This window comes from Rhizobium aethiopicum (assembly GCF_014197535.1).
GTDB classification, from domain to species: domain Bacteria; phylum Pseudomonadota; class Alphaproteobacteria; order Rhizobiales; family Rhizobiaceae; genus Rhizobium; species Rhizobium aethiopicum_A.
Genome location: NZ_JACIFV010000012.1, coordinates 12,014 through 37,257 on the forward strand (window position 1 = coordinate 12,014; position 25,244 = coordinate 37,257).

At 60.4% G+C, this 25,244-nt stretch carries 25 protein-coding genes; 11 read left to right on the forward strand and 14 right to left on the reverse strand.

Annotated features, from left to right (window positions below):
- Positions 1-29: 29 nt before the first annotated feature.
- A complete protein-coding gene (locus tag GGD53_RS17090) occupies positions 30-683 on the reverse strand; it encodes an O-methyltransferase (RefSeq protein ID WP_184457693.1) in 654 nt (217 codons plus the stop codon).
- Positions 684-774: 91 nt separating this feature from the next.
- Here GGD53_RS17090 and GGD53_RS17095 point away from each other — a divergent pair, with 91 nt between their 5' ends.
- Positions 775-1,425, forward strand: coding sequence for a TetR family transcriptional regulator (locus GGD53_RS17095; protein ID WP_184457695.1), 651 nt, complete (start codon positions 775-777; stop codon positions 1,423-1,425).
- Positions 1,426-1,532: 107 nt separating this feature from the next.
- Here the strand turns inward: GGD53_RS17095 and GGD53_RS17100 are convergent, their stop codons facing one another.
- Positions 1,533-1,736 (reverse strand): hypothetical protein, encoded by a 204-nt coding sequence (locus tag GGD53_RS17100; protein ID WP_184457697.1) that lies wholly within the window; start codon positions 1,734-1,736, stop codon positions 1,533-1,535.
- 382 nt (positions 1,737-2,118) lie between these two features.
- Here GGD53_RS17100 and GGD53_RS17105 point away from each other — a divergent pair, with 382 nt between their 5' ends.
- Together GGD53_RS17105 and GGD53_RS17110 are read left to right on the forward strand one after the other, a co-directional pair.
- The gene (locus tag GGD53_RS17105) at positions 2,119-3,564 is read left to right on the forward strand and encodes an adenylate/guanylate cyclase domain-containing protein (RefSeq protein ID WP_184457700.1); all 1,446 of its coding nucleotides are present in this window, start codon (positions 2,119-2,121) and stop codon (positions 3,562-3,564) included.
- Positions 3,565-3,676: 112 nt separating this feature from the next.
- Positions 3,677-3,943 carry a hypothetical protein gene (locus GGD53_RS17110; RefSeq protein ID WP_184457701.1) on the forward strand — a complete coding sequence of 89 codons (267 nt, stop codon included), beginning with the start codon at positions 3,677-3,679 and terminating at the stop codon, positions 3,941-3,943.
- Between the two features lie 116 nt (positions 3,944-4,059).
- Here the strand turns inward: GGD53_RS17110 and GGD53_RS17115 are convergent, their stop codons facing one another.
- Entirely contained in the window at positions 4,060-4,701 is a 642-nt protein-coding gene (locus GGD53_RS17115) for a dihydrofolate reductase family protein (protein ID WP_184457703.1), read from the reverse strand.
- An 89-nt stretch (positions 4,702-4,790) separates the two neighbouring features.
- On the opposite strand from GGD53_RS17115, the gene GGD53_RS17120 reads away from it, so the two are divergent.
- From GGD53_RS17120 to GGD53_RS17135, 4 genes are all read left to right on the forward strand, one after another.
- A complete protein-coding gene (locus GGD53_RS17120) occupies positions 4,791-5,312 on the forward strand; it encodes a winged helix-turn-helix transcriptional regulator (RefSeq protein WP_184457705.1) in 522 nt (173 codons plus the stop codon).
- A gap of 502 nt (positions 5,313-5,814) precedes the next feature.
- Positions 5,815-6,486, forward strand: coding sequence for a response regulator transcription factor (locus GGD53_RS17125; RefSeq protein WP_184457707.1), 672 nt, complete (start codon positions 5,815-5,817; stop codon positions 6,484-6,486).
- Positions 6,486-7,832, forward strand: coding sequence for a sensor histidine kinase (locus GGD53_RS17130; RefSeq protein WP_184457946.1), 1,347 nt, complete (start codon positions 6,486-6,488; stop codon positions 7,830-7,832). Before GGD53_RS17125 ends, GGD53_RS17130 begins: the two co-directional genes overlap by 1 nt.
- Positions 7,833-7,936: 104 nt before the next feature.
- On the forward strand, positions 7,937-8,809 hold the full coding sequence (locus GGD53_RS17135; RefSeq protein WP_184457709.1) for a DUF3313 family protein: 873 nt from the start codon (positions 7,937-7,939) through the stop codon (positions 8,807-8,809).
- Positions 8,810-8,881: 72 nt separating this feature from the next.
- Here the strand turns inward: GGD53_RS17135 and GGD53_RS17140 are convergent, their stop codons facing one another.
- Both GGD53_RS17140 and GGD53_RS17145 read right to left on the reverse strand, forming a co-directional pair.
- A complete protein-coding gene (locus tag GGD53_RS17140) occupies positions 8,882-9,487 on the reverse strand; it encodes a GNAT family N-acetyltransferase (RefSeq protein ID WP_184457711.1) in 606 nt (201 codons plus the stop codon).
- 140 nt (positions 9,488-9,627) lie between these two features.
- Positions 9,628-10,128 carry a BA14K family protein gene (locus GGD53_RS17145; RefSeq protein ID WP_184457713.1) on the reverse strand — a complete coding sequence of 167 codons (501 nt, stop codon included), beginning with the start codon at positions 10,126-10,128 and terminating at the stop codon, positions 9,628-9,630.
- Positions 10,129-10,520: 392 nt separating this feature from the next.
- On the opposite strand from GGD53_RS17145, the gene GGD53_RS17150 reads away from it, so the two are divergent.
- A complete protein-coding gene (locus tag GGD53_RS17150; protein ID WP_184457715.1) occupies positions 10,521-11,453 on the forward strand; it encodes a hypothetical protein in 933 nt (310 codons plus the stop codon).
- Positions 11,454-11,571: 118 nt separating this feature from the next.
- Here GGD53_RS17150 and GGD53_RS31845 read toward each other — a convergent pair whose 3' ends face one another.
- Together GGD53_RS31845 and GGD53_RS17160 are read right to left on the reverse strand one after the other, a co-directional pair.
- Positions 11,572-11,787, reverse strand: coding sequence for a hypothetical protein (locus tag GGD53_RS31845; protein ID WP_085778548.1), 216 nt, complete (start codon positions 11,785-11,787; stop codon positions 11,572-11,574).
- A 470-nt stretch (positions 11,788-12,257) separates the two neighbouring features.
- On the reverse strand, positions 12,258-13,094 hold the full coding sequence (locus tag GGD53_RS17160; protein ID WP_184457719.1) for an alpha/beta fold hydrolase: 837 nt from the start codon (positions 13,092-13,094) through the stop codon (positions 12,258-12,260).
- 550 nt (positions 13,095-13,644) lie between these two features.
- Between GGD53_RS17160 and GGD53_RS17165 the strand changes: the two genes are divergently transcribed.
- Positions 13,645-14,601, forward strand: coding sequence for a S1C family serine protease (locus GGD53_RS17165; RefSeq protein WP_184457721.1), 957 nt, complete (start codon positions 13,645-13,647; stop codon positions 14,599-14,601).
- Between the two features lie 133 nt (positions 14,602-14,734).
- Here GGD53_RS17165 and dusA read toward each other — a convergent pair whose 3' ends face one another.
- The 5 genes from dusA to GGD53_RS17190 all read right to left on the reverse strand — a co-directional run bounded on the left by dusA (position 14,735) and on the right by GGD53_RS17190 (position 20,942).
- On the reverse strand, positions 14,735-15,736 hold the full coding sequence (gene dusA, locus GGD53_RS17170; protein ID WP_184457723.1) for a tRNA dihydrouridine(20/20a) synthase DusA: 1,002 nt from the start codon (positions 15,734-15,736) through the stop codon (positions 14,735-14,737).
- A 180-nt stretch (positions 15,737-15,916) separates the two neighbouring features.
- Complete coding sequence (locus tag GGD53_RS17175; RefSeq protein WP_064803342.1) at positions 15,917-16,129, reverse strand: cold-shock protein; 213 nt, start codon at positions 16,127-16,129, stop codon at positions 15,917-15,919.
- A gap of 683 nt (positions 16,130-16,812) precedes the next feature.
- Positions 16,813-17,280 carry a DUF3828 domain-containing protein gene (locus GGD53_RS17180; RefSeq protein WP_184457725.1) on the reverse strand — a complete coding sequence of 156 codons (468 nt, stop codon included), beginning with the start codon at positions 17,278-17,280 and terminating at the stop codon, positions 16,813-16,815.
- Between the two features lie 223 nt (positions 17,281-17,503).
- Positions 17,504-20,278 carry a metal-binding protein gene (locus tag GGD53_RS17185; RefSeq protein WP_184457727.1) on the reverse strand — a complete coding sequence of 925 codons (2,775 nt, stop codon included), beginning with the start codon at positions 20,276-20,278 and terminating at the stop codon, positions 17,504-17,506.
- Between the two features lie 277 nt (positions 20,279-20,555).
- Positions 20,556-20,942 carry a GNAT family N-acetyltransferase gene (locus GGD53_RS17190; protein WP_184457729.1) on the reverse strand — a complete coding sequence of 129 codons (387 nt, stop codon included), beginning with the start codon at positions 20,940-20,942 and terminating at the stop codon, positions 20,556-20,558.
- Between the two features lie 433 nt (positions 20,943-21,375).
- Here GGD53_RS17190 and GGD53_RS17195 point away from each other — a divergent pair, with 433 nt between their 5' ends.
- On the forward strand, positions 21,376-22,098 hold the full coding sequence (locus tag GGD53_RS17195; protein ID WP_184457731.1) for an SOS response-associated peptidase: 723 nt from the start codon (positions 21,376-21,378) through the stop codon (positions 22,096-22,098).
- Between the two features lie 120 nt (positions 22,099-22,218).
- The gene (locus GGD53_RS17200; RefSeq protein WP_184457733.1) at positions 22,219-22,911 is read left to right on the forward strand and encodes a hypothetical protein; all 693 of its coding nucleotides are present in this window, start codon (positions 22,219-22,221) and stop codon (positions 22,909-22,911) included.
- Between the two features lie 112 nt (positions 22,912-23,023).
- On the opposite strand, the gene GGD53_RS17205 is transcribed toward GGD53_RS17200, so the two are convergent.
- Together GGD53_RS17205 and GGD53_RS17210 are read right to left on the reverse strand one after the other, a co-directional pair.
- Positions 23,024-24,574, reverse strand: coding sequence for a GmrSD restriction endonuclease domain-containing protein (locus GGD53_RS17205; protein ID WP_184457735.1), 1,551 nt, complete (start codon positions 24,572-24,574; stop codon positions 23,024-23,026).
- A 159-nt stretch (positions 24,575-24,733) separates the two neighbouring features.
- On the reverse strand, positions 24,734-25,183 hold the full coding sequence (locus GGD53_RS17210) for a hypothetical protein (protein WP_184457737.1): 450 nt from the start codon (positions 25,181-25,183) through the stop codon (positions 24,734-24,736).
- Positions 25,184-25,244 lie beyond the last annotated feature (61 nt).

A 25,244-nucleotide genomic window follows, 5' to 3' on the forward strand; every position in this document is an offset into this window, starting at 1 on the left:
TGAGGGCGCGGAGCCAGTTGCCAATATCCTCAGACGCGCATCGACAGCTCGATGTCCTCTTCGAACGGGACCGAGAGATAGCCAGCGGCGGTGGAACGAACGCGGGCGAGATATTCGGGGCTGACGTCGGCATTGTCGGCGACGATGAGGGCGCCGGGTCTCAGGCGGTCTTCGACCAGTTCCAGGATGTCACGATAGAGCCCCTTGGCGCCGTCGAGAAACAGGAGGTCGATGGTATCAGGAAGATCGGTGCCGAGGGTGCGAAAGGCGTCTCCCTCACGGATTTCGACAAGGTCGATGAGGCCGCCGGCCGTCAAATTTTCGCGCGCGCGCCTGACTTTCGACGGTTCGAACTCGCTGGTGATCAGCCGGCCACCGCCATTGTCGCGCAGTGCTGCAGCAAGATGGAGGGTCGAGATGCCGAAGGATGTGCCGAACTCGATGATCGTTTGAGCACGGCAGCTGCGCGCCAGCATGTAGAGCAGCGTGCCGGCCTCGCGCGAGACAGGAAGCCAGAGGTCCTTCAGTCGCCCGTAAAGGTCGAGATATTCCGTCTTGCTGCTGATCAGGCGCATCCTCTCCTCGCTGGAAAGCTCGGATATGGCGGGGCTCGTCGCCGCGGCGGCTTCTTCGAACAGGCCGTCGAGGAGAGGCGCGAGCGGCGCTGTGGTCAGTGTCGTCATTGGAGGGCTCCTTGGAATGATGAGGTTCTTGCGCTGGGTGAAAAATACGAGTAATCCATCGCATTTTCTAATCGCATTGCGGAGCACTGCCATGAGCGACCGGCCAAGTACCCGGATTTCTTCACGAAAGCAGCCGAAGCAGGCCCGCTCGACGGAGCTCGTGGGGGCGATCCTCGATGCTGCTGCTCAGGTTTTGGCACGGGAGGGAGCCCATCGCTTCACCACGGCGAGGGTAGCGGAGAGGGCGGGCGTCAGTATCGGTTCGCTCTACCAATATTTCCCCAACAAGGCGGCAATCCTCTTCCGGCTGCAGAGCGACGAATGGCGGCAGACGAACGACATGCTCGCCGACATTCTTGCCGATTCACAACGACCGCCGTTCGAACGGCTGCGCAGCCTTGTTCACGCCTTTCTTCGCTCCGAGTGTGAGGAAGCGGCGATGCGCGTGGCGCTTCACGACGCAGCGCCGCTCTATCGCGATGCGCCGGAGGCGCAGGCGGCGAGGGCGTCGGGAGACCGCATCATCGGGCTGTTCATGGAGGAGGTGCTGCCATCGGTCCCGGAGGCAAGCCGGGCGCTTGCCGGTGACCTGATCGTCACGACGCTCGCCACGGTGGGGAAGCAGTTCTCGGAGGCGCCCCGAAGCTTGGGCGAGATCGAAATCTACGCCGAAGCTATGGCCGAGATGTTCGCAGCCTACCTTGAAAAGCTCGAATCCGGCCGGGACACGGTGCATTCCTAACAAAGGACCGCAACACGGCAAATGAGAGGCTTTCTGTGAGCCGGCCACGGATTATCGCAACCCCTGTCACGGCGCAGGGGCAGCCCTGATCGGCCGATTCCGGATTCCTATTGGTGGTTCAACTGCTTCGACAGTTCGGCAAAAAGCCCATCGCGGGCGGTGTTCATCTGAACGAAATCGACGGCAACGGTGATGGCGCGGCGTCCTTCGACGCTGTCGATGTCGAGCTTTTTCTCGCAGCACCATTGCCGAACGGCATCGGTGACGATGGTTATTTGGCTGTCGTCGAGTGACATAAGCGACAAGAGCATCTTCGTACCCTCTATGAAGCGGCAGGAGCACGACGATCTCTCAAGCGGTCGTGCCGATGATCCGATGGGCCGATGGCGCGTACTCTACGCTCATTCTGCAGCAATGCCATAGCTATTTGGGCACGCTTAGTTGACGACAAGTCGAGAACGGGACTGCTGAGCGTTCCGGTCCGCTGACGCAGTCCGGATGTCGCAAAATGGCGAATGCGGAGATAGGCGATGTCGAGCGGGAAAAGCTTCTGAAAACCCCGGCGTCGCCTTACCGGGCTAATCCGTAAGACTTCTGCTTGGCCAGGCTCCGTTTGATCCGCACGGACGAGCGTCTGCTATAATCGCGGCGATCTCCGGTCGCATGGCCCGGCCGAACTTTGCGAGGCGTCAGATGACTGACGTTCAGGAACGGCTCCTTGAGAGCAAGATGACCGAGATCCGGCAGGCCCGGTCCTGGAGCCCGCGGGGCATCGCCAAATTCGAAAGCCTGATCCGCAGCGGTGACGATCTGTCCCTCTACCGCATCAACCCGCTGGCTTTCGCGCACGACGGCGCCATTTCGGAGGCGGAAAGCATCGATCTCTTTCTCCATGCGACGCGCAGCGGTTTATTCGAGATGAGCTGGGACGTCGTATGTCCCCAATCCGGAATGGTGCTCGATAGTTTCGGCGCCTTGAGGACGCTGAAGACTCACTATGTCTGCGGCCTGTGCGACGTCTCCGGCGAAACCGACCTCGACGATTTCATCGAGGTCACCTTCACAGTGTCGCCGCAACTGCGCCGGCTGTCTTTTCACGATCCCGGCTCGCTCTCGGCCGAGGATTTTCACTGGAAGGCACGGTTTCTCAGCGATGCGCGACTTCCAGGTCAGCAGGTCCGCTTTCTCGACGTCTTGAAAGGGTTGGTGCGCGGCCTTTCCTTCCTGGCGCCGGGTTCGGTCACAACGATCAGGGCTGAACTCGGCGCCGGGGCGCTCGCCGGCATCAATGTAGAGACCCAGGCGAGCTTTGCGCTGCCGGTGAGAGGCGAGCCCGTTACGGCGCCGGCACTCCTCAGGATCGGGTATGACGGTCGGCGTTTTTACCCTTCGTCCTCAGCGGTTCGGCCCGGCCCGGTCATCGTCGAAGTCGAGAACTCGGCTGCCGCGCGCGGCTCACTGCTCCTCATCAACTGGCCGCCCGAGATCCTGGCGCAGACCGCCAAACCTGTTCTCGATTTCGATCCTTACATGTCGGGCGGGATGCTGCTTGCACGCCAGACCTTTCGGCGGCTGTTTCGCTCCGAATGTGTTGATGAAAGGGAGGGCCTCGGCATCCGTCAGGTCACGCTTCTCTTCACCGATCTCAAGGGTTCGACCGCGATGTACGCGCGGCTCGGCGATCTCAATGCCTATGCACTGGTGCGTGAACATTTCGCCCTGCTCGGCGCCACGGTGCAGGAGCATTCGGGCGCGATCGTCAAGACGATCGGCGACGCGGTGATGGCGGCCTTCTCCCGCCCGAGCGACGCCATCTCGGCTGCTCTGCATATGCTCGAAGAAATCGAGCGCTTCAACGGCGAGCATGGCGATCCCGGCATCATCCTGAAGATCGGCGCCCATTGCGGTCCGTCGATCGCTGTGACCTTGAACGATAACCTCGATTATTTCGGGCAGACCGTCAATGTCGCGGCACGGGTGCAATCATTGGCCGAGGCCGGCGAGATCTGTCTATCCGAAGCCCTGTTTTCGGCGCCTGACGTCAGCCGGCTGCTCTCCGGCCATAGGCTAGTCGCCTTCGAGGCTCCGCTTCGGGGCGTGGAGGGGATGGCATGCGTCTACCGGGTGATGCCGGCGTAATCTCAGGTCCTTGATTTGTGCATGTCTTCATCCCGCGCCGCGGCACGTTCTTGAGCACACATGCATTTCACCATTTGCAACGGGCAATGTTGCCCAAAAGGAGGAGAATACAATGTTGAAATGCACAGCTATAGCCATCGTTGCCGCCGTCGCATCCGCACTGCCTGTCCTTGCACAGGATGTGATGATGAAATGCGACGAGGCGTCGATGATGAAAATGCAGTCCGACATGGACGCCATGACCGATCCGGCCATGAAGGAAAAGAAGGAAATGGCGTCCAAGGAAATGATGATGGCTAAGGATTCCATGACGGCCAACAAGATGGACGACTGCAAGATGCACATGGAAAACGCCATGAAAAGCATGGGCAAAATGTGACGCTATTGATGCCGGGCGAGAGGGCCTTGGACAGCCGCCTCGTCCAGGCGCCGGGATGAATGTGTTTCCGGCGCCGCTCACCCGGGAGAGATCGCCGGACTGAACCAGCGGCTCGGTTATTTCGCCAGCACAAGATGCGTGGCCTTTTCGCTGGCGACATGCTCGGTGATGCGAAAGCCCAGCGCAGGAAGATCGATGCCTGCAAACATTGCTTCGCCCCTGCCGAGCACGACGGGGGAGACGGCGAAATGCAGCTCGTCGATCAGACCCGCCTGCAGATACTGGCGGACAGTCGCCACTCCGCCGCCGATCTTCACATCTTTATCGCCGGCCGCCGCCTTCGCCTGCTCGAGCGCCGCATGAATGCCGCCGGTGACGAAGTGGAAGGTGGTGCCTCCTTCCATGACGAGCGGTTCGCGTGGATAATGGGTGAGGATATAGGTCGGTGCATGATAAGGCGGGTTCGGACCCCACCAGCCTTTCCAGGCATCGTCGGGCCATTCGCCGCGGATCGGGCCGAACATGTTGCGCCCGAGAATGAAGGCGCCGAAATCGGCCATGGCGCGGGACGCATAATCCTCGTCGATGCCGGACGAACCGTCGTCCTTACCCATCATCGCGCGGAAGGTGCGTGTGTGGAAGAACCACTGAAACATTTCCGGCCCGCGCTTTCCGAGTGGATCATTCAGGCTTTGCTCCGGCCCGGCGCCGAAACCATCCACGGAAACGGAAAATCCTGCAACGCGCACCTTGGACATGCTTTCCTCCATCTGATTGCGAATTGAAACTAGTTGTAATCTCGCACAGGTGATCCTATAATGCAACTGGTTTCCATAGGAGATGCTTAGTGGAAATAGAATTGCGGTCCGGCTGTCCGATCAACCTGACGATGGAGGTGCTGGGCGACCGATGGAGTCTGATTATCATCCGCGACATCATGTTCGGCAACCGCCGGCATTTCCGCGATCTGCTCAACCATTCGGAGGAGGGGATCGCCTCCAATATCCTGGCGGCGCGGCTGAAGCGGCTGCTCTCGCTTGGCTTCATCAGCAAGCGGGACGATCCGAGCCACAGCCAGAAAGCAATCTACAGCCTGACGGAACCGGCAATCCAGCTCGTTCCCCTCTTCGCCATGATCGGCGCCTGGGGCAGGCGTCACCTGCCGGTGAGCGAGGATCTCAGCATCCGCGCCGAGTTGCTGGAAGAGGGCGGGCAGCCGCTCTGGAACGAATTCATGGAGGATCTCCGGCAGATCCACATCGTCGATCCGATCGGCGGGGCGAACGGGACGGTGACCTCGCCGGTGCTGGCGCGGCTGACGGCGGCGTTTCTGGAGGTGCGGGGAAGAATGGCCGCGGGGGCGGCTTGATGTAAGAAAAGGATGATTGAAAGACCTACCGTGTGGCCCCCTCATCCGACCCTTCGGGCCACCTTCTCCCCGCGGGGGAGAAGGGGAACCGTGGCAACGCCTCGCTCCCTCTGACATTTCGGCTGAAGGAGGGCCGTGCGGCTTGGTCCCTTCTCCCCAGCGGGGAGAAGATGCCGGCAGGCAGATGAGGGGGCCACACAGTAGGACGCTTCTTTCACTTTCTACCAAAAATATCCGGCCGTGCCTGCTGGTCTCGGCATCCGCTATCTCACGAACAGTATAACCAACGGCCCGGCCAGCAGGCTGGCGAGGATGAAGGCGGAGAGGAGGTAAGTCTCCAAGATACGAAGAATGGATCTGAAGTGGGGCATCTTGTCGTCCTGAATTGTGATGCCCGATCCTCGGCCGCAACAATTGCAGCAGCATGACCGGCTGCCTTTCAAGTTCCGCAATGTTGCTGCAACCCTTGCGGCCGAAACTTGGGCGCAAGGAATGGTGGGCGATGCGGATTCTGTTGATCGAGGACGAGAGGGAGCTGGCCGGAGCTCTGTCGGCGGCGCTCGGCAAGCATGGCATCGTGACAGATCACACAATGCATCTCGGCGATGCCGTCGAGCTGACGCGGCAGAACCACTATGATGCGATCCTGCTCGACCGGCGCCTGCCTGATGGCGAGGGGCTGCGGTTCATTCCGGAGCTCAGGCGAACGGGGAGGGATACGCCGATTATCGTGCTGACGGCGCTGAACGAGCCGAAGCAGCGGGTGGAAGGGCTCGATCTCGGTGCCGACGACTATCTCGGCAAGCCGTTTCTGGTCGAAGAGCTGATGGCGCGGCTCAGGGCCGTGCTGCGCCGGCAGCCGAACCTTTCCGAACTCAAGATCAGCGCCGGGCGGATGGTGATCGATCCCTTACATCTCAGCGTTACCGTCGGCGATACGCCGCTCGATCTGCCCCGGCGCGAGCTTCTGGTGCTCGCCGCTCTCGCCAAGCGCAAGGAGAAGACCGTGCTGCGCTCAACGTTGGAGGCGGCGGTCTACAATTACGAGGAGGAAATCCAGTCGAACGCGCTCGATGCGCATATATCGCGGCTGCGCAAGCGGCTAACCGATGCCGGGGCTGAGGTTTCGATCCACAATATCCGCGGTGTCGGCTATCTTATGAGGGAAGAATGATGGTCGGGGGGAGCAAGGCCAATCCCTCGCTCTGGTGGCGGCTCAGCTGGCAGCTCGGCCTGGGTTTCGTCGGCGTGGTGACGGCCGTCATCATCGGGCTCTGCTTCTACGGCGCGACGATCCTCTCGCCGAACGTTGCGCTGGAAGACCACATTACCGCGGTGCTGGCTCCGGCCGTTGCGCTCGATCCCGAAGGGCGGCTTGAAATCAAGGATACGCCGGAGCTCGACGCGCTGAAGCGAGAATATGACGGGCTCTGGTATGTCGCGGCCACGACGAAAGGTTCTTACGTGTCCTACGGAAGCATTCCTGCCGTCTACGGCGAACTTGCGCGTCTGACCTATTTGTTCGAAGGGGCCGATATCAGGGGATCGGCCGCGACGGACGAGATCGCCTCCGTGGAAAGTGTGGAGACCGCGATCGGCGAGCTACGGGTGCTGTTCGGCGGCGTCGCCGACAAGGGCTGGCCTGTCTTTACGCTGATGGGCATCGCCTATCCGATCTACATCCCGCTGCTCGCCATCGCCTTGCCCGCGGTTTTTCTCGCCGTTCCCAGGATCGTCGGGCGAGGCCTCGCCAGCGTCAGCGAGGTTGCCCGTAAGGCATCGGAAATCGAACCGCGCCGCTACGATGCGCGCCTGCCGCTGGACGGCATTCCCAGGGAAGTCGCGCCTCTGGTGATCGCCTTCAACGAGGCGCTAGACCGCTTGGAAAACGAGCACCGCAAGCGGCAGCATTTCCTGATCGATGCGGCGCACGAATTGAGAACGCCGATCGCCATCATGCAGACGCGGATCGATGGAACGGCCGAAGGGCAGGAGCGCCGGCAATTGCTCGACGACGTCGCGCGTCTGGCCGAGACGGCCGAACAGCTGCTCGATTTCGAGCGCAACGACCAGGCGACCGATCTCCATGAGACCGTCGATCTGGTCGAAATCGCCCGGACCGTGGTGGCCGATCTTGCGCCGCTCGCGATCGGCGCCGGTTACCAGATCTCGTTTCGGAGCGCGGTCGAAAGCCTGAAACGCAAGGGCAGTCCTTCGGCCCTGCCGCGGGCGGTGAGCAACCTCCTGCGCAACGCCATCGACCATGGCGGCGGCGGCGGCATGATCACTGTCTCGGTGTCGGCTGCCGGCGGCGGGCGGATCAGCGTCGCAGACGAAGGGCCGGGCATTGCGGCCGTGCACCGGGAGCTGGTATTCGAGCCCTTCTACCGCGTCACCCCGAAAAGTAAGGGGGCAGGGCTCGGCCTCAGCCTCGTCAAGCAGATCGTCCTGAACCACGGCGGCGAGGTCCACATCGAGAACAGGGCTGCCGGGGCCGAGGTGACGATTCAACTGGAATAGGCCGAATTGTTCCGACAGCCTGCGCTGCCGGGAGCGATGTAATGCTGCGGCAATTCTTGGCCGGCACTTTCGCCTGAAATCAACGGCGACGGAGGCCAAACGGAGTGCGCAGCAATCGATTTACTTCATCCTTTTCAAATCGGGTGTCGAGAGCCTTTTCCCTGGCCCTGCCGCTGGCGCTTGCCGTGGCTGCGGGTGGCTGCAGCACGGTCCCACTCAAGGAAGGCGGGACGCTGACGTCCTACTCTCATCTCGGGCCGGCCAAGGGCAAACTCTCGAAATCGCGCGTCTATGTCGATGGTCTCAGCCTCGCTCCGATAAAGACGGTCGCGATCGAACCGACGAGCTTCGCCTTCAGCGCCGCGACGCGCGTCAAGTCGCCTGGTGACCGCGCGATGGTCTCCAATGCGCTCGACCGGGCGCTCTGCATTTCCCTCAGCGATCGGTATCAGATCGTGGCGTCAGGCGAGCCCGCGGATCTGACGATCCGCTCCGTCGTCACCGACATCGTACCGACCAACAAGACGATGGCAGGCGTTTCCACAGTCGTAACCGTCGGCACCGGCTTGGCGCTGCCGGTCGGCGTGCCGCGCCTTCCGGTCGGGCTCGGCGGGCTGGCGGTGGAGGCCGAGGCGGTCGACAGGTCGGGCGCGCAGCGCGCGGCGATGGTCTGGGCGCGCGGCGCGAATTCACTGCAGAACAACCCGCGCGTGTCCGAGGTGGGCGATGCCTACGGCCTGGCTGGAAAGTTCAGCAGCGACTTCTCCCGTTTGCTGATCGCAGGCAAGGAGCCGAAGGGGTTGGACCTCCGGCTTCCCTCGCGCCAGCGGATGAAATCCTGGCTCGGCGGGAAACCGAAATACGTCGCCTGCGACGCCTTCGGCCGCGAACCCGGGCTGGTCGGGATGGTGGCCGCCAAATATGGTGCGCCGCCGCAATGGACTGAGAAGAAGCCGAAGCCGGCAGCTGCCTATTGACCGAGTGCTCAGCCCACCCCGAGCTGGGCCGATCGGACGGACGGAGGGGCGACAGCCTTGCTCCGTCCGTCTTTAGTGCTCGGATGTGTTTTCAGGCGGCGGTCCGGGATGTAGCCAGAAATAGAGTTTGGTCCGCTCCGGCCTGTCGGAGGGGTGCGGACCGCGCATGAAGAATTGCCCGCCGTTGCGCTCGATCACGCGCCTCGAAGCGTCGTTGTCCTCGTCGCAGAGAACAACGAGGCGGGTGAGGCCCTGCTTTGCCGCCACATCGAGCAGGAGGCCGAGCGCGGCGGTGGCGCGGCCGCTGCGCTGCTTCCACGGCACGACCGAATAACCAACATGGCCCGAGACTTCGGGCGGCAGCTCCTCTGTGCCCTGATGAAAGCGGAGGTTGATGCTGCCGCAGAATTCGCCATCCCATATCCAGAAGAGAAGAACCGTCAGCGGCGACTCGGACACGGTGCGCTGTCTGTCGCCCGGACTAAGATCGTCGAGAAATTTCGATTTGTCCTGGCGCAGCCGCTGGAGTTCTCCGCGGATATAAGCCTGGTCGCCGGCACGGCGCGGGTCGGGAGACCAACCGGCCGCAAGCGCTGCTTCGAAGCCCGACAGGTTTTCCGGATCCGGCGCAAGCAGGGCCACGCAGCCGGAGGGTGTCGCGGTGTCTCCTGATGTCATAGGTCGCCTTGCAAATGCAGCCGCTCGGAAGGTTCGATCCTGGCTAGACAAGCACGACTGAGAGCCGCTGGGAAGCGCCTGCGCGACAGCAAAAAGCCCCGCGCGGTGACGCGGGGCTTACTGCAGTGCCGCAGGCTGGATTACCGGCACTGACGGCGCGGGCCGTAGTACGGCTGATAGGTATTGTCCCAGGCTCGGTATGACCGATAGCGGGCGTAGCAATATTCGGCATGCGAGCCATAGGCGCGCGGACGGTAGGCGGCGCGTGGCTGCGAGGCGATGATGCCCCCGATGATGGCGCCTGCGGCCAGGCCGCCGATGATGGCGCCGGTATTGTCGTGGTGGTGGTGGCGCCGCCATCTGCGGTCATAGCGGCGGTCCCAGCCATAGCGGTCGTCCCGATAATAATGGCGATCGCGGTAGTAACGCCGGTCGCCGTAATATCTGCGGCGATCGCCGTAGCGTGAACAGACGATCGAGAACCTGCTGCAACCGACGGTCATAATCCGAGCATCGGTACTTGCCGGTGCCGGCTGCGCCGCCTGTTGTACCGGACTCGGCACGAAGGTTGGGCCTGCGGATGCAGGCATTCCGGAGAATGCCGTCGCAATCGACAGGGCAATGATGGCGAATCTTTTCATCTCACTCACCTTCACGGACATATGAAGAAACAACGCGGACTGAGAAGATAAGTTTCATTTTGGGAATTGGGAACGGGGGACTTATGTGCGTATCCGCTAACGCAATAGGACTGGGCGGCCGGACTATTGCGATCGGGGCGGTGGTAGGGCCGCATCTCTCTGAAACGCGTAACGGACATTATCTCATTTGAGCGGGCGCATCAGGTCTTCCGGGCGTTGAGGCGTGGGCGGGGGAGTGGGATTTGCTAAAGGATAAGTTTCCGACCCTCGGCCAGGACGACCGGAATTCGCAAGAAGTTCAAATTGCAATTAGATCCTAAACTGGTTCTTATCGAGCGGCTGCTTCAATGCCTGACATGTAACGCGTCACCCTTAATGTCAGAAAGATGACCATGCAGCTCTCCAGAATCATCGGCCTTCTCTGTCTATCCACGAGCCTGGCGCTTGCGCCCCTTAACATTGTCTTTACCGATACATCGCCCGCCTTCGCAAAAGGTGGTGGCGGTGGCGGCAACGGCGGTGGCGGTGGTGGTCACGGCGGTGGCGGGGGTGGCAACGGCGGTGGCAGTGGCGGCGGCAACGGCGGCGGCAGCCATAGCAGCGGCGGCGGAAAGGCAAGCTCCAGCTCGAGTGGGAAGACGGAAAACGGCCGTGGCTCGAGCAAGTCCAGCGGCAAGACAGGCAAGGCGAATACGACCAAGCAGAGCGTGACCACGAAGGGCGCCGCCAAGAAGACGATATCCGTCAAGGCGCCCGCGGAAAAGTCGGCCAAAAAACCCGCAGCACAGCTTGCCGGTCTCAACTCCTTGAAACGCAATTTCCATGCCCTCATGAAGACGGCGGATCCGCGTATGACTGCGATCGCCGCGTACGCTACCGCTTACGCTCAATATGAGCTGGCCAACGGGGTTGCTCCGCCGGCGGACGATCCTGTTCTCGGCGACGCCGCTCTAACGGCAGCACTGGCTTCGGCGACCAAGACCGGCACGCTCAGCCCCGAAGCTTTGGCCTGGGCCAAGGACACGCTCGGCATCGGCACGGCTGTCGGCACGATCGACCAGATGAGAGACGCGTTGGCGGCTGCGGCGCCGGTCGCGGAAGAACCGGTGGCGGAGACCCCGACGACCGAGACCCCGGCAACCGAGACTCCGACTGGCGAAACCGCCGACGGCAGCGAGACGACAGATCCTAGCGCGACCGCGGAAACGCCGGAAGCCGAGACGGGCAGCACGGAAGAAGTATCGGGAACGACCGAGTCGGCGCCGGCTGTCGATTCAACCGAAACCTCGGCCACCGCAACGAGTACCAAGGCGACCGGCCTCTAAATCACCGGAAATGGCTAGCGTATCGGCTCGAAATCGGAATAGCTTTGTTAGCGCGCCCTTTGTGCGTCTGAAACGAGGATCACGGGCAGAGGTGTCGCGAGGAGACTGACGCGCGCCGTCAGACCCGCTTCCCGCCGGCAAGCAGTCGAAGCTGGTCCTCATCATGCACACCCTGCCGATAAAGCTCGATGATCAGGGCTCCGAGACGATCGGCTTCCCCGCCTGCTCTATCAATGTCGAGCCCGCTACACAGGGCTTCGTGCACACGCCTGCAAATATCGAGATCTGCGGAGGCGAGTGGTTCGTCACGCGTGCTGAAAAGCTTGTCTGACATCGCAATCAGCCCTTTTGGGATGCCGTGAATCGCTATTGTGCAAAAAAGATAATTTCGCAGCCTTTGCTTCGCAAGATGGGCGAACGTCCGAAATCAGAACAATATGGGAGCCGCGGCAAGACGCGGCGCCGGGGTGGAGCTAAAATCAATCGGCGCCTCGGCCGGACGAAATAGGCGGGCAGACGATCTCTATTTGGCCGCGGGGTCCTTACCGCCCTGCTGCGACAGGCGCAGCTCTTTCAGGCGTTTGGTCTTTTCCCGGCGAGCCCGCTGCTCCGCCTCGATGGTTTCCTTTGCGGCTCGCTCGGTATTTTCGAAACGGTCCTGCCGGTAAGCCTTTGATGAGGGTTCACGTTCTCTTTTCATGGCCGCTAAACGCAAATCGACGAAAACGGTTTCATGATAAAACCGTTTTGCCGAAAAGCGGCGCGGGCGGCGGGCGCCTCGTCAGCGCCCGGCGACACGTCGGATCAGCCTTTGATAAAGGCGAGGATGTCGGGATTTATGATATCGGCATGGGTCGTGCACATGCCGTGCGGGAATTTCTCGTAGACCTTCAGCGTCGCATTCTGCAGGAGCTTGGATGAAAGCAGCGCGGAGTCGGCGATCGGCACGATCTGGTCGTCGTCGCCATGCATGACGAGGGTCGGCACGGTAATGATCTTCAGGTCTTCGGTGAAGTCGGTTTCCGAGAAGGCCTTGATACCGTCGTAATGCGCCTTGGCGCCGCCGATCATGCCCTGGCGCCACCAATTGTTGATGACCGGTTCCGACACTTTCGCACCCGGCCGGTTGAAGCTGTAGAACGGGCCGGCTGGAAGGTCATGATAGAATTGGGCGCGGTTGGCAGCGAGCTGCCTGCGCAGGTCGTCGAAGACTTCGATCGGTAGGCCGCCGGGATTGGCATCGGTTTTCACCATAATGGGCGGTACGGCGCCGATAATGACGAGCTTGGCGACCCGGCCCTGCGGCTGGCCGTGGCGGGCGACATAGTGGGTCGCTTCGCCGCCGCCGGTGGAATGGCCGACATGGACGGTATTCCTGAGATCGAGATGCTCGACGACGGCTGCGGCATCGGCAGCGTAATGATCCATGTCGTGGCCGTCGGCCACCTGGGTGGAGCGGCCGTGGCCACGCCGATCATGGGCAACGACGCGGTAGCCCTTGTCGAGGAAGAACAGCATCTGTGCGTCCCAGTCGTCGGAGCACAGCGGCCAGCCGTGATGGAACATGATCGGCTGGGCGCTCTTCGGTCCCCAATCCTTGTAGAAAATCTCGACGCCGTCCTTCGTTGTGACTGTGCTCATATCTCATGGCTCCTTGTGGTTGGATTTGACTAAACAGGCTGCTGCAGGCGGGATTGGCAGCGCCACGAGCGCCGTGACGCCAATGACGGGATAAGAAAGTCGCGCCTGGGGATGGAAGCGACAATATGATGATGTTCTTATTGAATGCCTTGTTCTACTCTATTGATATGACAGAAGTTTGCATGATCAGTTGCCAGAATGCTCAGTGCCCTGTTAACCGGTGACGGCGACGCAATAGGGCGGGTCCTTACCCGACTGCTTCGCGCTGCGACATTCCTTGATCACGGTACCTCGGTATTGCAGTGAAGGCGGCCGAGCTAACGGGCAATGTCCGCAATGAGCCACTTTATTCCCGTTCGTGCAATCTATACGTTCGGGTAGGTGTGTTTCGCCTTCGATTATGTTGTGCCGGATCCAGCGCACTGGCGCTCACTTGAACGGAGATCGACGCCCAACCATCTAATCCCTCACAACAACGTTATGGCGACGATCGCATCCGCGATTGCTTTGCCGACGGCGGGACGGCCGTCTGCCGCCTGAGGATCAAAACATGGGTTACATGGATAAGGATATAGTGCCCCAGAAAGACGGGGCGCTGATCGATGCCTATTCGCAATCGATCGCAGCAGCAGTCGACACGGTCGGCCCGGCGGTCAGCCGCATCGAGCGGGCCGGAGGACGGCAGGGGCACGGGTCGGGCTTTGCTGTCTCGCCCGACGGCCTGATCATTACCAACAGCCATGTCGTCGACGACGCCAAGGTGGTTCGCATCACGACGCCTGATGGATTCGTCACCGAAGGCCGGGTGCTCGGCCGGGATATCGATACCGATATCGCCCTTATCCGCGCCAATGCCAGCACCGGGGCCTGGGCGAGGCTCGGTGATTCCCAGCGCCTGCGCAGGGGCCATATCGCGATCGCGATCGGAAATCCGCTGGGCTTCGAATGGACCGTCACTGCCGGTATCGTTTCGGCGCTGGGCCGGTCGATGCGGGCAGCCAGCGGCCGGCTGATGGACGACGTCATCCAAACCGATGCCGCGCTCAATCCCGGCAATTCCGGCGGGCCGCTGGTGTCTTCCGGCGGCGAGGTCATCGGCGTCAACACCGCTGTCATCCAGGGCGCACAGAGCATCGCCTTTGCCGTCGCATCGAACACCGCCAATTTCGTGGTGTCGGAGCTTCTTCGCTATGGCCAGGTCAGGCGCGCCTTCATCGGCATAGCAGGTGACACGATCGTGCTGCCGCGACGGGTCGCACTTGCGGCGGGCACGGTTCAAACGACATCCGTCCGCGTCCGCAGGGTCGAACGGGAGGGGCCGGCGGCAAAGGGCGGGCTACAGGAGGGCGATTACATCCTCGCCATCGACGGCAGCCCGGTCGGCGGCGTCGACGATATCGTCAGGTTGATGGATGGCAGCAGGATCGGCAGGGAGACGGAGATTTTGGTTTTCTCAGTAGCCGGCCGGATTGAGAAGAAGACATTGCTGCCGATGCCGCGGTCATGATGACTGTTGCCACGAAAGGTTGCCGACAGCCGCGGCTTACCGAATGAGCGCGCGACCGCGGCTCGTTGAGAAGGCGCGCTCCAGGCGCCAGCCATGACTTGCTGGTAAAAAACAGAGACACCGTTCCGTCACGTCAGGCGCTGACCGCCTCCGGCTCAATCCCGGAAAAGTCCACTGCCGCGAAAGCCGCCGCCAAGACTTCCGGTCCGGCACCGTTTTTTGCCGCGTCGGTAGAGAGGATCTGGCGGTAGCGACGCGCCCCGGGCAGGCCGGTGAAGAGGCCGACCATGTGCCGGGCCACCTGTTGCAGCCGGCCGCCGCCGGCGATATGGCGCTCGGCATAGGCCATCATCCGGTCGCACAGCGCCTGCCAGTCGGGCTCGGCCGCCGGCGCGCCGAAGAAGCGCCGGTCGATGTCGGCGAGGATCGCCGCGTTCTGGTAAGCGGCCCGGCCGAGCATGACGCCGTCGACATGGGCGAGGTGCTGGGCGGCCTCGTCGAGCGTGCGGATGCCGCCGTTGATGCCGATGAACACATCGGGCCAGCGCTGTTTCATCCGATAGACGATCTCGTAGTCGAGCGGCGGGATCTCGCGATTTTCCTTCGGGCTCAAGCCTTTCAGCCAGGCCTTGCGGGCATGGATCCAGATCGCGTCGGCGCCTGCATCGAGAACGCGGGTGATGAGTTCCGGCAGCGCCTCTTCCGGCTCCTGCTCGTCGACGCCGATCCGGCATTTCACCGTCACGGGCGCGGTCGCGACCGCTTTCATCGCCGCGACGCATTCGGCCACCGTCTCCGGCGTCAGCATCAGGCAGGCGCCGAAAGTGCCCGATTGCACGCGGTCGGAGGGGCAGCCGACATTGAGGTTGATCTCGTCATAGCCATAGGGCTCGGCGATTTTCACCGCCTCGGCGAGTTTGGCCGGATCCGATCCGCCAAGCTGCAGGGCCAGCGGATGTTCCGCGGCGTCGTGGCCGAGCAACCGCTCGCGCGGGCCATGGATGATGGCGTCGGCCACCACCATCTCGGTATAGAGCAGCGCCTGCCGGCTGATCTGGCGGTGGAAATAACGGCAATGCCGATCCGTCCAGTCGATCATCGGGGCCACCGCAAATATCGGCCTCTTCTCAGTCATCGACGGTCCATTGTTCCTTGTAGCCGCGGCGCCTCAATGTTGGCGCCCTGATCGCCGCTCAGGCGAGATCATCATTAAGGGCGCATATAACACCTGGCCTTGCGATCGACAAATCCAAGCGTGGCAAACAAAAACGGCGCCCCTTTCAGAGCGCCGTTCCCGCCGAAGCCATAATCTAGCTTACGAAGCCGAGATGTTGACAGCCTTCGGGCCCTTGCCCATGCGGTCCGGCTCGGTGTCGAAGGTGACCTGCTGGCCTTCGCGCAGCGACTGGATGCCAGAAGCCTGCAGCGCGGAGATGTGGACGAAAACGTCCTTTGCGCCGCCGTCCGGGGTGATGAAACCAAAACCCTTGTCCTGGTTGAAGAATTTTACGATGCCTTTGGTGGCCATTGGGATAGTCCTTTTCCCTTAGTCTGTGTTTATCCGCGCCCCCGAGAGGAAGCGGACGGCTTTAGCTTTCGTCCCGATTGGGGTTGGGGACGAAGGGTCAGTCGGAGAAGTCACGTACGGGGAAAGAACGTCTACGCAGGCGGGTATTCCCGCGCCCCTTCCGTAACGGAAGAGTACCACATCAGTCCAGTCACCGGCATGCAAATGCCCGAGTAGGTGGATTGGTGCCATCATTTCGGTCAAAATGCAAGCGCCATTATTGTGGCATGTCCTTTCTCATGACAGGAAATGCCGAAGATTCAGTTACTTGACGAAAAGTTAGCAGATCCTTGCACGGCTGTGCCATATCGGGATTTCGTGCCGAAACGGGATGAGGGGGCGCTTCGGTGGCCGGGCATGGATTTTGCGGAGCTGCGGTCGGAGCGGCAGGCCACATCGATCAGCCCTCATGCTGAAGAGGATTGCAAAGCCTGCCTCCGGTGTTCCTGGCGCCGTCTTTGCTCCGCCCTCATCCTGAGTTGCATAGCCCACAGGGCGAAGCCTCGAAGGACGGCCCCATTGCCTTGATTCTGCATCGGGGCTGTGTGGAATGCCGGTAAGGGGTTGCGCGCCCGCCCTCGTGGTTCGAGACGGCGCCCCTTGGGCCTCCTCACCATGAGGGCTCTCTTTTGGCGCCTGCGGTTTTACTGCGAATCCCCCAGCAGTGCACTCAGGCTCCAGGGATTTTCACCCTGCTGATCGGCGATGTCGTCGACCTTCCAGCCGCCGTGCTCGCGCACCAGGCTGTAGAAAAGCGTCACCTCCTTGCCGTTGTCGAACTGCACTTCCACCTCGGCCTTGTCGTCCAACAGGATCGGCTGCCCGATCCTGACATTGCTTGCCTCGCCGTCCTGGCCTGCAATGACGGGATCGAAATCGACCGCGCCGACATCGCCCTCGGGCGTGTTGTCGAGATCGGCCTGGAGAAGCTTGTTCAGATGGTCGGAAAAGAAGATCGAATAGGGCGACGGCGCCTCGGCGTCGCTCCTGTCGGTGTCGTAGCTGTAAAGCGCCTTGAGCAGCGCCTTCGGCGTCTTGTAGGTCTCCGCCAAGGCGGGCAGGGCCGCGAACGCCGATATGGCGAGGGCGAGGATGACGGTGGGCAGACGCATGTAGGCTCTCCTGCGATGAGCGGAGAATCATAGCCGAAACGGGCGTTGAGGTGGAGCGGCATTTTCTGAGATGCCTCGAGTGGCCGCCCCCTCTGCATCTCCTGCTGGTGGCGGCAGGCACACGCCTTAGATTGCCGCTGTGGGGCCCGCAAGACTGCAAGCCCCACCGGCGTTGAAAGCCGATCATGACGCATATCGGCGTCAGGCAGAAATCCTGTCGCGATCAGATCAAAGCGTCATGCAGCAGGCTGGAGGATGAAGGCTCGAAGACGTCCTTCACGGCGAGGGTGAAGTCGTGGCTGGTGATGTTGCCGGCTGCGTCATAGGCCTCGGCGGTGAAGGTCAGGCTGTGATTGCTTTCGAAGTCGATCGCAGCCTTCGTCTGGATCTTGTTGCCGACGAGCTTGAAGATGCCATCGGCATCATCCGTCAGCCGCCACTTCACCGTGCCGCCTTCCGGATCGACGGCGGAGAGAAGGCCGACCGAGGTGCCGATTGCGACGTTCTCGGAGATTGAGCTGCGCGAGAAGGAGAGCTTGATCGGCGCCTGGTTGACCGGGGCCTCGTTGACATCGAGCACGTTGATCGTGATGTCCTTTTCGACGGTCACCTTGCCGTCGGAGACGGCGACCTTAATCGTGTGGGACTTGGCCGTCTCGTAGTCGAATGTCTTGGAGGTGACGATGCGGTTGCCCTTCAGCCGGAAGTGATCATCGGCACCGTCGAGCAACGTGTAGGTGAGGGTGTCGCCGTCGGCGTCCTTGGCGCTGAGCAGACCGACCGTGGTCCAGATCGGCGTGTCCTCGGAGAGTGCGGTTTTCGACAGCTGGATATTGGTTGGTGCGTTATTGGTGCTCTCGAAAGTTTGCGTGGCGAAGTCATAGACCCCATCGGCAAAACGGGCGAATTCGACGTCGGTCAGCATATCCTCACCATCTTGCCCACTCAGGCTCATCACGATGTGGGATTGATTGTCGTAGCGGAAGCCGAGCATGTAGTCGGAGAAATTACCGGAGAAGACCGCCGTGTCGGTGCCGGCGCCGCCATCGATGATGTCGTAGCCGCCGTTGCCTTCGAAAATGTCGTTGCCATCGGTGCCCGTAAAATCGTCGTCGCCACCGCCGGTCTTGACGTCAATGCTGGAGCCATAGCCGGTGATAAAAGCTCCGTGGTCTCCCAGTTCATCGGAAAGATCGAGGTGGGCGCTGTCCGTTATTGCCAGTGAGGGGCGAGAAACAACGTCGAACGGATTGATCGACCCGATGATGCTATCAAAGCTTTCGAATTGCGCGCTCGAACCGGCAACCTGAAATCTCCCAGTGTCAAGGACTTCGAAGTTCTCGATCGTCAGCCCTCTAAGATCGGGAGCTTGTAGCGTATCGAACCCGTCACCGCCATTCACTGTTCCGGAGACCAGTGGAGCGAATGGCTGCACGATAACGACATCGCTGCCATTGCCGGCGTCGATGTCCAAGATTTCCGGCACGAGCCCGAGATCCGGAGAGAAGTTGCCAACATCACCGTCGGTGATCGTATCGTTGCCGGCGCCGCCTCTGATGACATCATTCCCGCCGTCGCCGAAGATCTGGTCATTGCCGTCGCCGCCATTCAGCGTGTCGTTGCCAGTTCCGCCATGGAGGTGATCGTATCCAGCGCCGCCGTTTAGCGTATCTGCGCCGTCGCCGCCCGAGATCGTGTCGTTGCCTGTGCCTGTCGTGATCACATCATCGCCGCTCGAACCCGTCACATTGGCGGAGCCCGAGCCCAGTTCGTCGGAAAGGTCTACCGTCCCGGAATCCGAGATTACCAGGGTGGCTGCGAGGAGAGGATTCGTTTCGGAGTGGCGGATGACGTCGTAAGTTTCGAACTCCGCGCCGGTCTTGGTGATCACGGCGCCGTTCGTCTCCAGAATATTCAAAGGAATACCCGGCTCGGTACTGTCGGCGGTGAACGTTCCGGTGGCGAAATCGTAGACACCATCGGCAAATCGCGCGAATTCGACGTCTCTCAGCGTATTCGTGCCTTCCAGGGCGCTCGTGACGACGTTATTGAAATTTTCCTGGGCAAGGGAATAGTCGGCAAAATTGCCGGCGAATACAGCGGTGTCCGTGCCGTCGCCGCCATCGATCTCGTCGTCGCCAGCGCCGCCGGTCAATTTGTCGTTGCCGCCATTGCCGGCGAAGTAGTCGTTGCCGCCGCTGCCGTCGAAAATGTCGTTGACGTCGCTGCCCTGAAATTCGTCGTCGCCGTCGCCGGTTTTGACGTCAACGCCGGAGGGATTGTTCCAGTCCCAGATAAAAGCTCGGCGGTTCGCCAGTTCGTCGGAGAGATCGACGTGGGCGCTGTCCGTCACCTCCAGAGAGGCGAAGGAGTTGAGGAGCGGATCTGTCGACCCGATGATATGGTCAAAACTCTCGAACTGCGCGCTCGAACCGCTCACAGTGTATGGCCAGGTTTGAAGGACCTCGATGTTCTTGATCGTCAGACCGTCGAGCGAAGAGGTTTGCAGCGTATCGATTCCGGCGCCGCCATCGACTGTTCCTGAAATCAGTGGATTGTATCTCTCCACGATTATGGAATCGTCGCCGTCACCGGCGTCGATGTCGGTGAGTTGCTGCTGGTCGCCCGTTCCCGGCCAGGGGATGCCACCATCAAAAATTGTATCGTTACCAGCGCCGCCGATCAATTTGTCGTCGCCGCTACCACCACTGATTACATCGTCGCCGGCGCCGCCGTTCAGCGTGTCATTGCCGTCGTCGCCTGAGATGGTGTCGTTGCCTGCGCCCGTCGTGATCGCATTGCCGTAGTAAGAGCCAATCACAAATGCAGAGACGGAGCCCAGCTCGTCGGCCAGATCCACCACCGACGAATCGGAAACGGTTAGGGAGACAGGCGCGGCGGGGTTGGCTTCGGAATTGCGGATAACATCATACGCTTCGAACTCAGCGCCGGTCTTGGTAACTGTGGCGCCGTTGGTGTCCAGAATATTCAGGGCCATATTAAACTTTCCAAAAGATGCGTTGCATTCTGTAAAACGAGAAATCTTCAGAAGAACTGTTCTCCGGTTCAACGGACGACAACCCTTCGGGGATCTATGCCAATGCGCAACCAAGTTTTCAATGGAAAATTGTGTTTTTTTATTAGGTTTTTAACGGAAAAGTAAGTGTGAACACCTTGTTGTAGTCGGAATTAGAGAACCTGTTGCTTTATTTTAGTCTTTTAAATTATGTTGAATTCGCGTAATGGTTGTTGAGAGTCGGCTTTCCGATCCCGCTTTACGCCAGCTTGATGAGACCTGCTTCTGTAGGCCTGAAGCCGCAGGCTCGGTAAAAGCCGGCCAAGCGCGGTTCGAAATCGACGTGCAGCCATGCGGCGCCGCGCTCGCGGGCCAGGCTTGTGGCTTGCCTGACCATGCGCGTCGCGATGCCCTGCCGCCGCATCTCGGGATGGACCGACGTATCGAGGAGGAAGGCATGAATGCCTCCATCCCAGGCAACATTGACGAAGCCGACGAGCCTGCCGTCGTGATAGGCGCCGATATGGGCGAGGCTGCGGGAGAGGATGGCGGCGAAATCCCGGCTGTGTGGGCTGCCCCAGGCGGCGGAAAAGAGGGTGTTCAGTTCGTCGGCGGCGGGGAAGGGGTCGGTGCGCAGTTCCAGCATAGGTGGTTCTCTCCGTTCGAGGGGCTGAAGGATCGATTGGCAATGCGGCTCATACCGCGACGGCGAAGAGAAATTCCCGTCGGAGAGAGTCGATGCCGCGCTCCCTGGCTGCTTCGATCAGCCAGCGGGCGGTGTCCGTTCCCCGTCTACGGCAACCGTGGTTCGCGGGAAAGTGCACGCATCGCATCATCGGCCCAATTGAATACCGCGCGCGCCCGATCCGATACTATCCCGCCTGCTAACGCCTGCCGAGAGCAGTAGCTGGGGCAGGGAGGTTGCGGATCAATTACGGTGGATTGGTTCGAAGCTGCAGCACATGTTACACATATGAGGCGCGGGCATTCCCGCAGGGGCGCAACTGAGGCGTCGTTGACACCCGATCGCCCCGGAACATAATGAGAACATCTGACATTCCACCGGCAGAGAGGGTTCCATGTGCGGACGCATATTCGTCAAGACCTCGCTTGAAGAGCTGATCAGCAATTTCCCATTTGCTGTCAGGGGCGGGGATATTGACGGGCTGGGAAATCGCTTTCCCCGATGGAATGGCGCGCCGTCGCTGGATTACCCCATTATCGTCAGGGACGTCGTGCGCGAGCCTGATATAACGGGCCCCATCTTCGTGTCGGCACGCTGGGGTCTGCTGCCCTCCTGGGCCAAATCAGGCGGCCGGCCGCCGCCGGTCAATGTCCGCTGCGAGAGCATCGCTTCCAATGGCATGTTTCGCGCGGCATATGGTTCGCGCCGGTGCCTGGTGCCGATCAATGGCTTCTTCGAGTGGAAGGACATTCATGGCACGGGCAAGAACAAGCAGCCCTATGCGATCGCGATGAAGGACGGCTCCGCCTTCGCGCTCGCTGGCATCTGGGAAAGCTGGAAAGATGAGAACGGCATTTCGATCCGCAACTTCGCCATCGTCACCTGCGAGCCGAACGAGATGATGGCTGAGATCCATGACCGCATGCCTGTCATCCTGCATCGCGAGGATTATGAACGCTGGCTGTCGCCGGAGCCGGATCCGAACGATCTGATGAGGCCTTTCCCGGCCGAGTTGATGACGATGTGGAAGATCGGGCGGGGCGTCGGCTCGCCCAGGAATGACGGGCCCGAGATCATCGAGGAAGTCGAGGACGATCCGGAGCCGACGCTGATCTAGGGCAATTCCGGAAAAGGCGGTGGCGGTCTTGCCTCCGGAATCGCTCTGATTCACCGGCTCAGGCGGGAGCCATTCACGAAACCATGCGGCAAACACATCCTCACGAGGAGAGGACAACGTATGCCAGACGATGCCGGAACGCTGTTACGGTCGTTCCTCAACAATGCCCTTCGTAGACAGACGCAGCGCCGAATCCGGGATTTCGGCGGCTATCAGATCGGCAAGCGCCGGCAGTCGCATGTCATCGATGCGATCGCAGACGAGATAGCCGAATTCCTCTGCACCTATCTCGATATCAAGGTAAACGGCCGACCGGCGACCAGGGAAGGCGTGGTCTTCGCCATTGCCCAGGCGCTGCGGAACGTCTCCGATGAACTCGCCTACAGGCTGACATCCCGCGATGACGATGCGTGGAGAACCGTCTGCGAGTCCGTCGCTGTTTTCCTGGAAGGCTGCATGGAGTTCGATCAGAAGCCCTATGACGGGTCGCTGACGGCGCGATCGAACTATAACGGCTGGAAGGACTGGGAGGTGATCGTCAGCGGCGAGAGGCCTCGGGGCAAATGGCGCCACGCGTGGAAGGAGAAACCGGGCGACGATTTCATCGGCTTTTACGGCGAAACCTGCATGGGGCGGATCTTCAAAATCGATCTCACCGGCTCCGACGAGCGCTGGTACTGGCTGATATCAGCCGACGGCAGCCCACGCCGCGGCTGGCCGGCGGCGGGGTACGAGGCGAGCGCGAGGAGCGCGGCCTGTCGGGTGGAGCGGATTTATTTTGCGTTGGTGAAGGGGGAGGCGAGGATTTTGTAACGGCACGCTATAGCCATCTCAAGTCTTTAGAGCGGCCATTACCGCTGGGAGAATGAAGTCAGACGAGAGTCCAACGTTGTGGTGAACTCTTGAAACTCTCGATGTCTCTGGCCTAACCCTTAAATCCGGTGTTGCAGTACGGGTGGCTCAATTGCGCGTTTGAAGAGTGCGCGCTGCCCCCTTCTTCGCGCCTGGCAATATGATCCGTGTGCATTGAGTTCCGATGCAGCAATCCATGGCAAATCCCACATCGCACGCCGCTCTGGGCCAATTCAGTTACGAATGTGGCCGACTTGACGCTGCGGTTGAAATGCCGTTTGCCAGAATCCTCGCTTTCCCGTATTGGCGCGGGCGTGGCGAAAAAACTGAAACGGTTATCTGCGGACATGTCCTGAATGATCTCAGTATCGCTTTTGCCATCCCACAGACCTTGTAAAGCCAACTCCATAAACTCCTCAAGTGCAGGTCTGCTACGTATGCCTGCGCCTTGGCGCTTCACAATTAGCGTGAACGCTTCTTTATGCGCCATTAGGAAATCCTCAAACGCGCGACGCACCCGCGTGAAGTTGTCTAATTGATTACGTTCGACGAGCTTCCTGACGACCTGAAGAACCGCCAAAAACGCGATCGGTTGGAATGCGCCTCCGCGGGTATAGAAGTACACCAATGGGTGCAGTCCAAGCGACTGGGGTGCGGTAGTAGTAATATTCTCAAGTCGTCTTCGGACAGAGTTTATGTATGCGACGGTGTTGGTTCCATTTTCATCTTGTAGAAGTGGATCCTTAGCGCCGATATTGTTAATTAGGCTAACGAGATCAAATACGAACGGCAAGGAGCTGTAGCCCCGTCCACCGACTGGGACGTCGGAAGTTTTGATAGGCAGTTCGCCCATTGGAGGCAGATACAGCGCCTCATAAACAGCTTTTCCGAGGTACTCTATCTCCCTTTGAGTATCGGGTGTGAATTCTCCCCAGTATTTATGGCCAGTTCCACTGCGGTTTATGGCCCGCGTAGCGATCGCCACAGCAGATGTGCGCGATCGAAGAATACGCTTCTCGACAGGATCTACCGGTGTAGGTGCTTGGTTGATCTTAAAAAATGAATTTTCCGCTCCGTTGGCATCGACAGCGGGAACCCACTGAGCAATAAAGGAATTCGAATTCATCATGCCCACGCGCTCTTTGATTCGCTGCGTGGCAAATTGAGTCCGGTTTGCATCGAGATAGGATCCATAAGTCCCTATACTGCCCTCAACGAGTTTCCGCGTTTGCTCGGCCAGCTTTAGTTGCTCTTCCGGAATTTGGTTCTCAAAGTAGTTAAGCGATCGGGACCGATCGCCGTAGTCGTCGTAAATCCACGCAAGCAGAGCGCTTAAGCGATGGGCACCATCGATGACGAACACATATTGTCCTGATCGCCATAGGATGATCGCCGGGATCAAGTCACCATCGAGAAAAGCTGCGATTAGATCGACAACTTTTGCTGGCGTCCAGTTGGAAGTCTCTCGTTGGAAGTCGGGCTTGCGAAGACTTTGGACAAAGAAGTCATCTTTCAGCAACCCCAGGCTTATGGTGCCAGTGGGATTTCCCTTAAACGGAGCACTACCTGCTGCGAAGTCTTCCCTCGGAATGAGGGCGTCTAGGTTCACCCCTGTGAGCGCCATTCTATGAGCCCTAATCTGATATGGGTTGTCTATGCATAGACTATTCGCTTTCCTCGTCCTGCGGTCGTGGTGCGTAAAATATCCACAAAATTCTGACGGAAGAACCAGCGTGTCTGCCTGAGTTGCTAGAACCCCCAGGCTCTTAGCGTCCTGCAAACCCTAAACATTCACCCATATCTTGCGCAGCGGAATCCCAACGCATTCGGCGATCTTCCGGTCCTGTTCCTCAGTCGTATCGGCAATTTCCGGATTGCGCGCCTCAAGCGCAAAGCGGCCGAACGCGGCGGGCCAGATGTAGCGTAGGTCGTTCAATGATACAGTGCCGCCGCAGCAGGGAGCCTGAATGTTCAGGTCTTTGAAACCATCAGCGGCAGCAGTATCCATGGCGTCTCCCCACCACTCTTCGGCATCCGCACCACAGGCGCTGCATTCCACCCCGGACCAGTTCTCGCCTGGGTCGTAGAACCTGACCTCATCTTCGAAGCCCGCAGTTACCTCATCCGCCTCGGCGGCGATGGTTTCCAGCAGGGAAACCGCCGTGTCTGCAACCTCGGGGGAGGGCTGCCAATAAGGGTCTGCAGGGACGTAGCGAAGGATGGTTTCGGACATTGTCGCTCCTTTTGGGCTCGAGGCACCGGCTCAGTACTTTACTGCACCAAAAGAGTCGGAT

Bases quoted from the DNA above. Each gene is read 5' to 3' on its own strand.
- GGD53_RS17095 (WP_184457695.1), top strand. From the start codon at position 775: ATGAGCGACCGGCCAAGTACCCGGATTTCTTCACGAAAGCAGCCGAAG.
- GGD53_RS17190 (WP_184457729.1), bottom strand. From the start codon at position 20,942: ATGCTGGAACTGCGCACCGACCCCTTCCCCGCCGCCGACGAACTGAAC.
- GGD53_RS17145 (WP_184457713.1), bottom strand. From the start codon at position 10,128: ATGAAAAGATTCGCCATCATTGCCCTGTCGATTGCGACGGCATTCTCC.
- GGD53_RS31845 (WP_085778548.1), bottom strand. From the start codon at position 11,787: ATGTCAGACAAGCTTTTCAGCACGCGTGACGAACCACTCGCCTCCGCA.
- GGD53_RS17110 (WP_184457701.1), top strand. From the start codon at position 3,677: ATGTTGAAATGCACAGCTATAGCCATCGTTGCCGCCGTCGCATCCGCA.
- GGD53_RS17185 (WP_184457727.1), bottom strand. From the start codon at position 20,278: ATGGCCCTGAATATTCTGGACACCAACGGCGCCACAGTTACCAAGACC.
- dusA (WP_184457723.1), bottom strand. From the start codon at position 15,736: ATGACTGAGAAGAGGCCGATATTTGCGGTGGCCCCGATGATCGACTGG.
- GGD53_RS17140 (WP_184457711.1), bottom strand. From the start codon at position 9,487: ATGACATCAGGAGACACCGCGACACCCTCCGGCTGCGTGGCCCTGCTT.
- GGD53_RS17195 (WP_184457731.1), top strand. From the start codon at position 21,376: ATGTGCGGACGCATATTCGTCAAGACCTCGCTTGAAGAGCTGATCAGC.
- GGD53_RS17160 (WP_184457719.1), bottom strand. From the start codon at position 13,094: ATGAGCACAGTCACAACGAAGGACGGCGTCGAGATTTTCTACAAGGAT.
- GGD53_RS17130 (WP_184457946.1), top strand. From the start codon at position 6,486: ATGGTCGGGGGGAGCAAGGCCAATCCCTCGCTCTGGTGGCGGCTCAGC.
- GGD53_RS17210 (WP_184457737.1), bottom strand. From the start codon at position 25,183: ATGTCCGAAACCATCCTTCGCTACGTCCCTGCAGACCCTTATTGGCAG.
- GGD53_RS17180 (WP_184457725.1), bottom strand. From the start codon at position 17,280: ATGCGTCTGCCCACCGTCATCCTCGCCCTCGCCATATCGGCGTTCGCG.
- GGD53_RS17105 (WP_184457700.1), top strand. From the start codon at position 2,119: ATGACTGACGTTCAGGAACGGCTCCTTGAGAGCAAGATGACCGAGATC.
- GGD53_RS17100 (WP_184457697.1), bottom strand. From the start codon at position 1,736: ATGCTCTTGTCGCTTATGTCACTCGACGACAGCCAAATAACCATCGTC.
- GGD53_RS17150 (WP_184457715.1), top strand. From the start codon at position 10,521: ATGCAGCTCTCCAGAATCATCGGCCTTCTCTGTCTATCCACGAGCCTG.
- GGD53_RS17165 (WP_184457721.1), top strand. From the start codon at position 13,645: ATGGGTTACATGGATAAGGATATAGTGCCCCAGAAAGACGGGGCGCTG.
- GGD53_RS17125 (WP_184457707.1), top strand. From the start codon at position 5,815: ATGCGGATTCTGTTGATCGAGGACGAGAGGGAGCTGGCCGGAGCTCTG.
- GGD53_RS17200 (WP_184457733.1), top strand. From the start codon at position 22,219: ATGCCAGACGATGCCGGAACGCTGTTACGGTCGTTCCTCAACAATGCC.
- GGD53_RS17090 (WP_184457693.1), bottom strand. From the start codon at position 683: ATGACGACACTGACCACAGCGCCGCTCGCGCCTCTCCTCGACGGCCTG.
- GGD53_RS17115 (WP_184457703.1), bottom strand. From the start codon at position 4,701: ATGTCCAAGGTGCGCGTTGCAGGATTTTCCGTTTCCGTGGATGGTTTC.
- GGD53_RS17205 (WP_184457735.1), bottom strand. From the start codon at position 24,574: ATGGCGCTCACAGGGGTGAACCTAGACGCCCTCATTCCGAGGGAAGAC.
- GGD53_RS17175 (WP_064803342.1), bottom strand. From the start codon at position 16,129: ATGGCCACCAAAGGCATCGTAAAATTCTTCAACCAGGACAAGGGTTTT.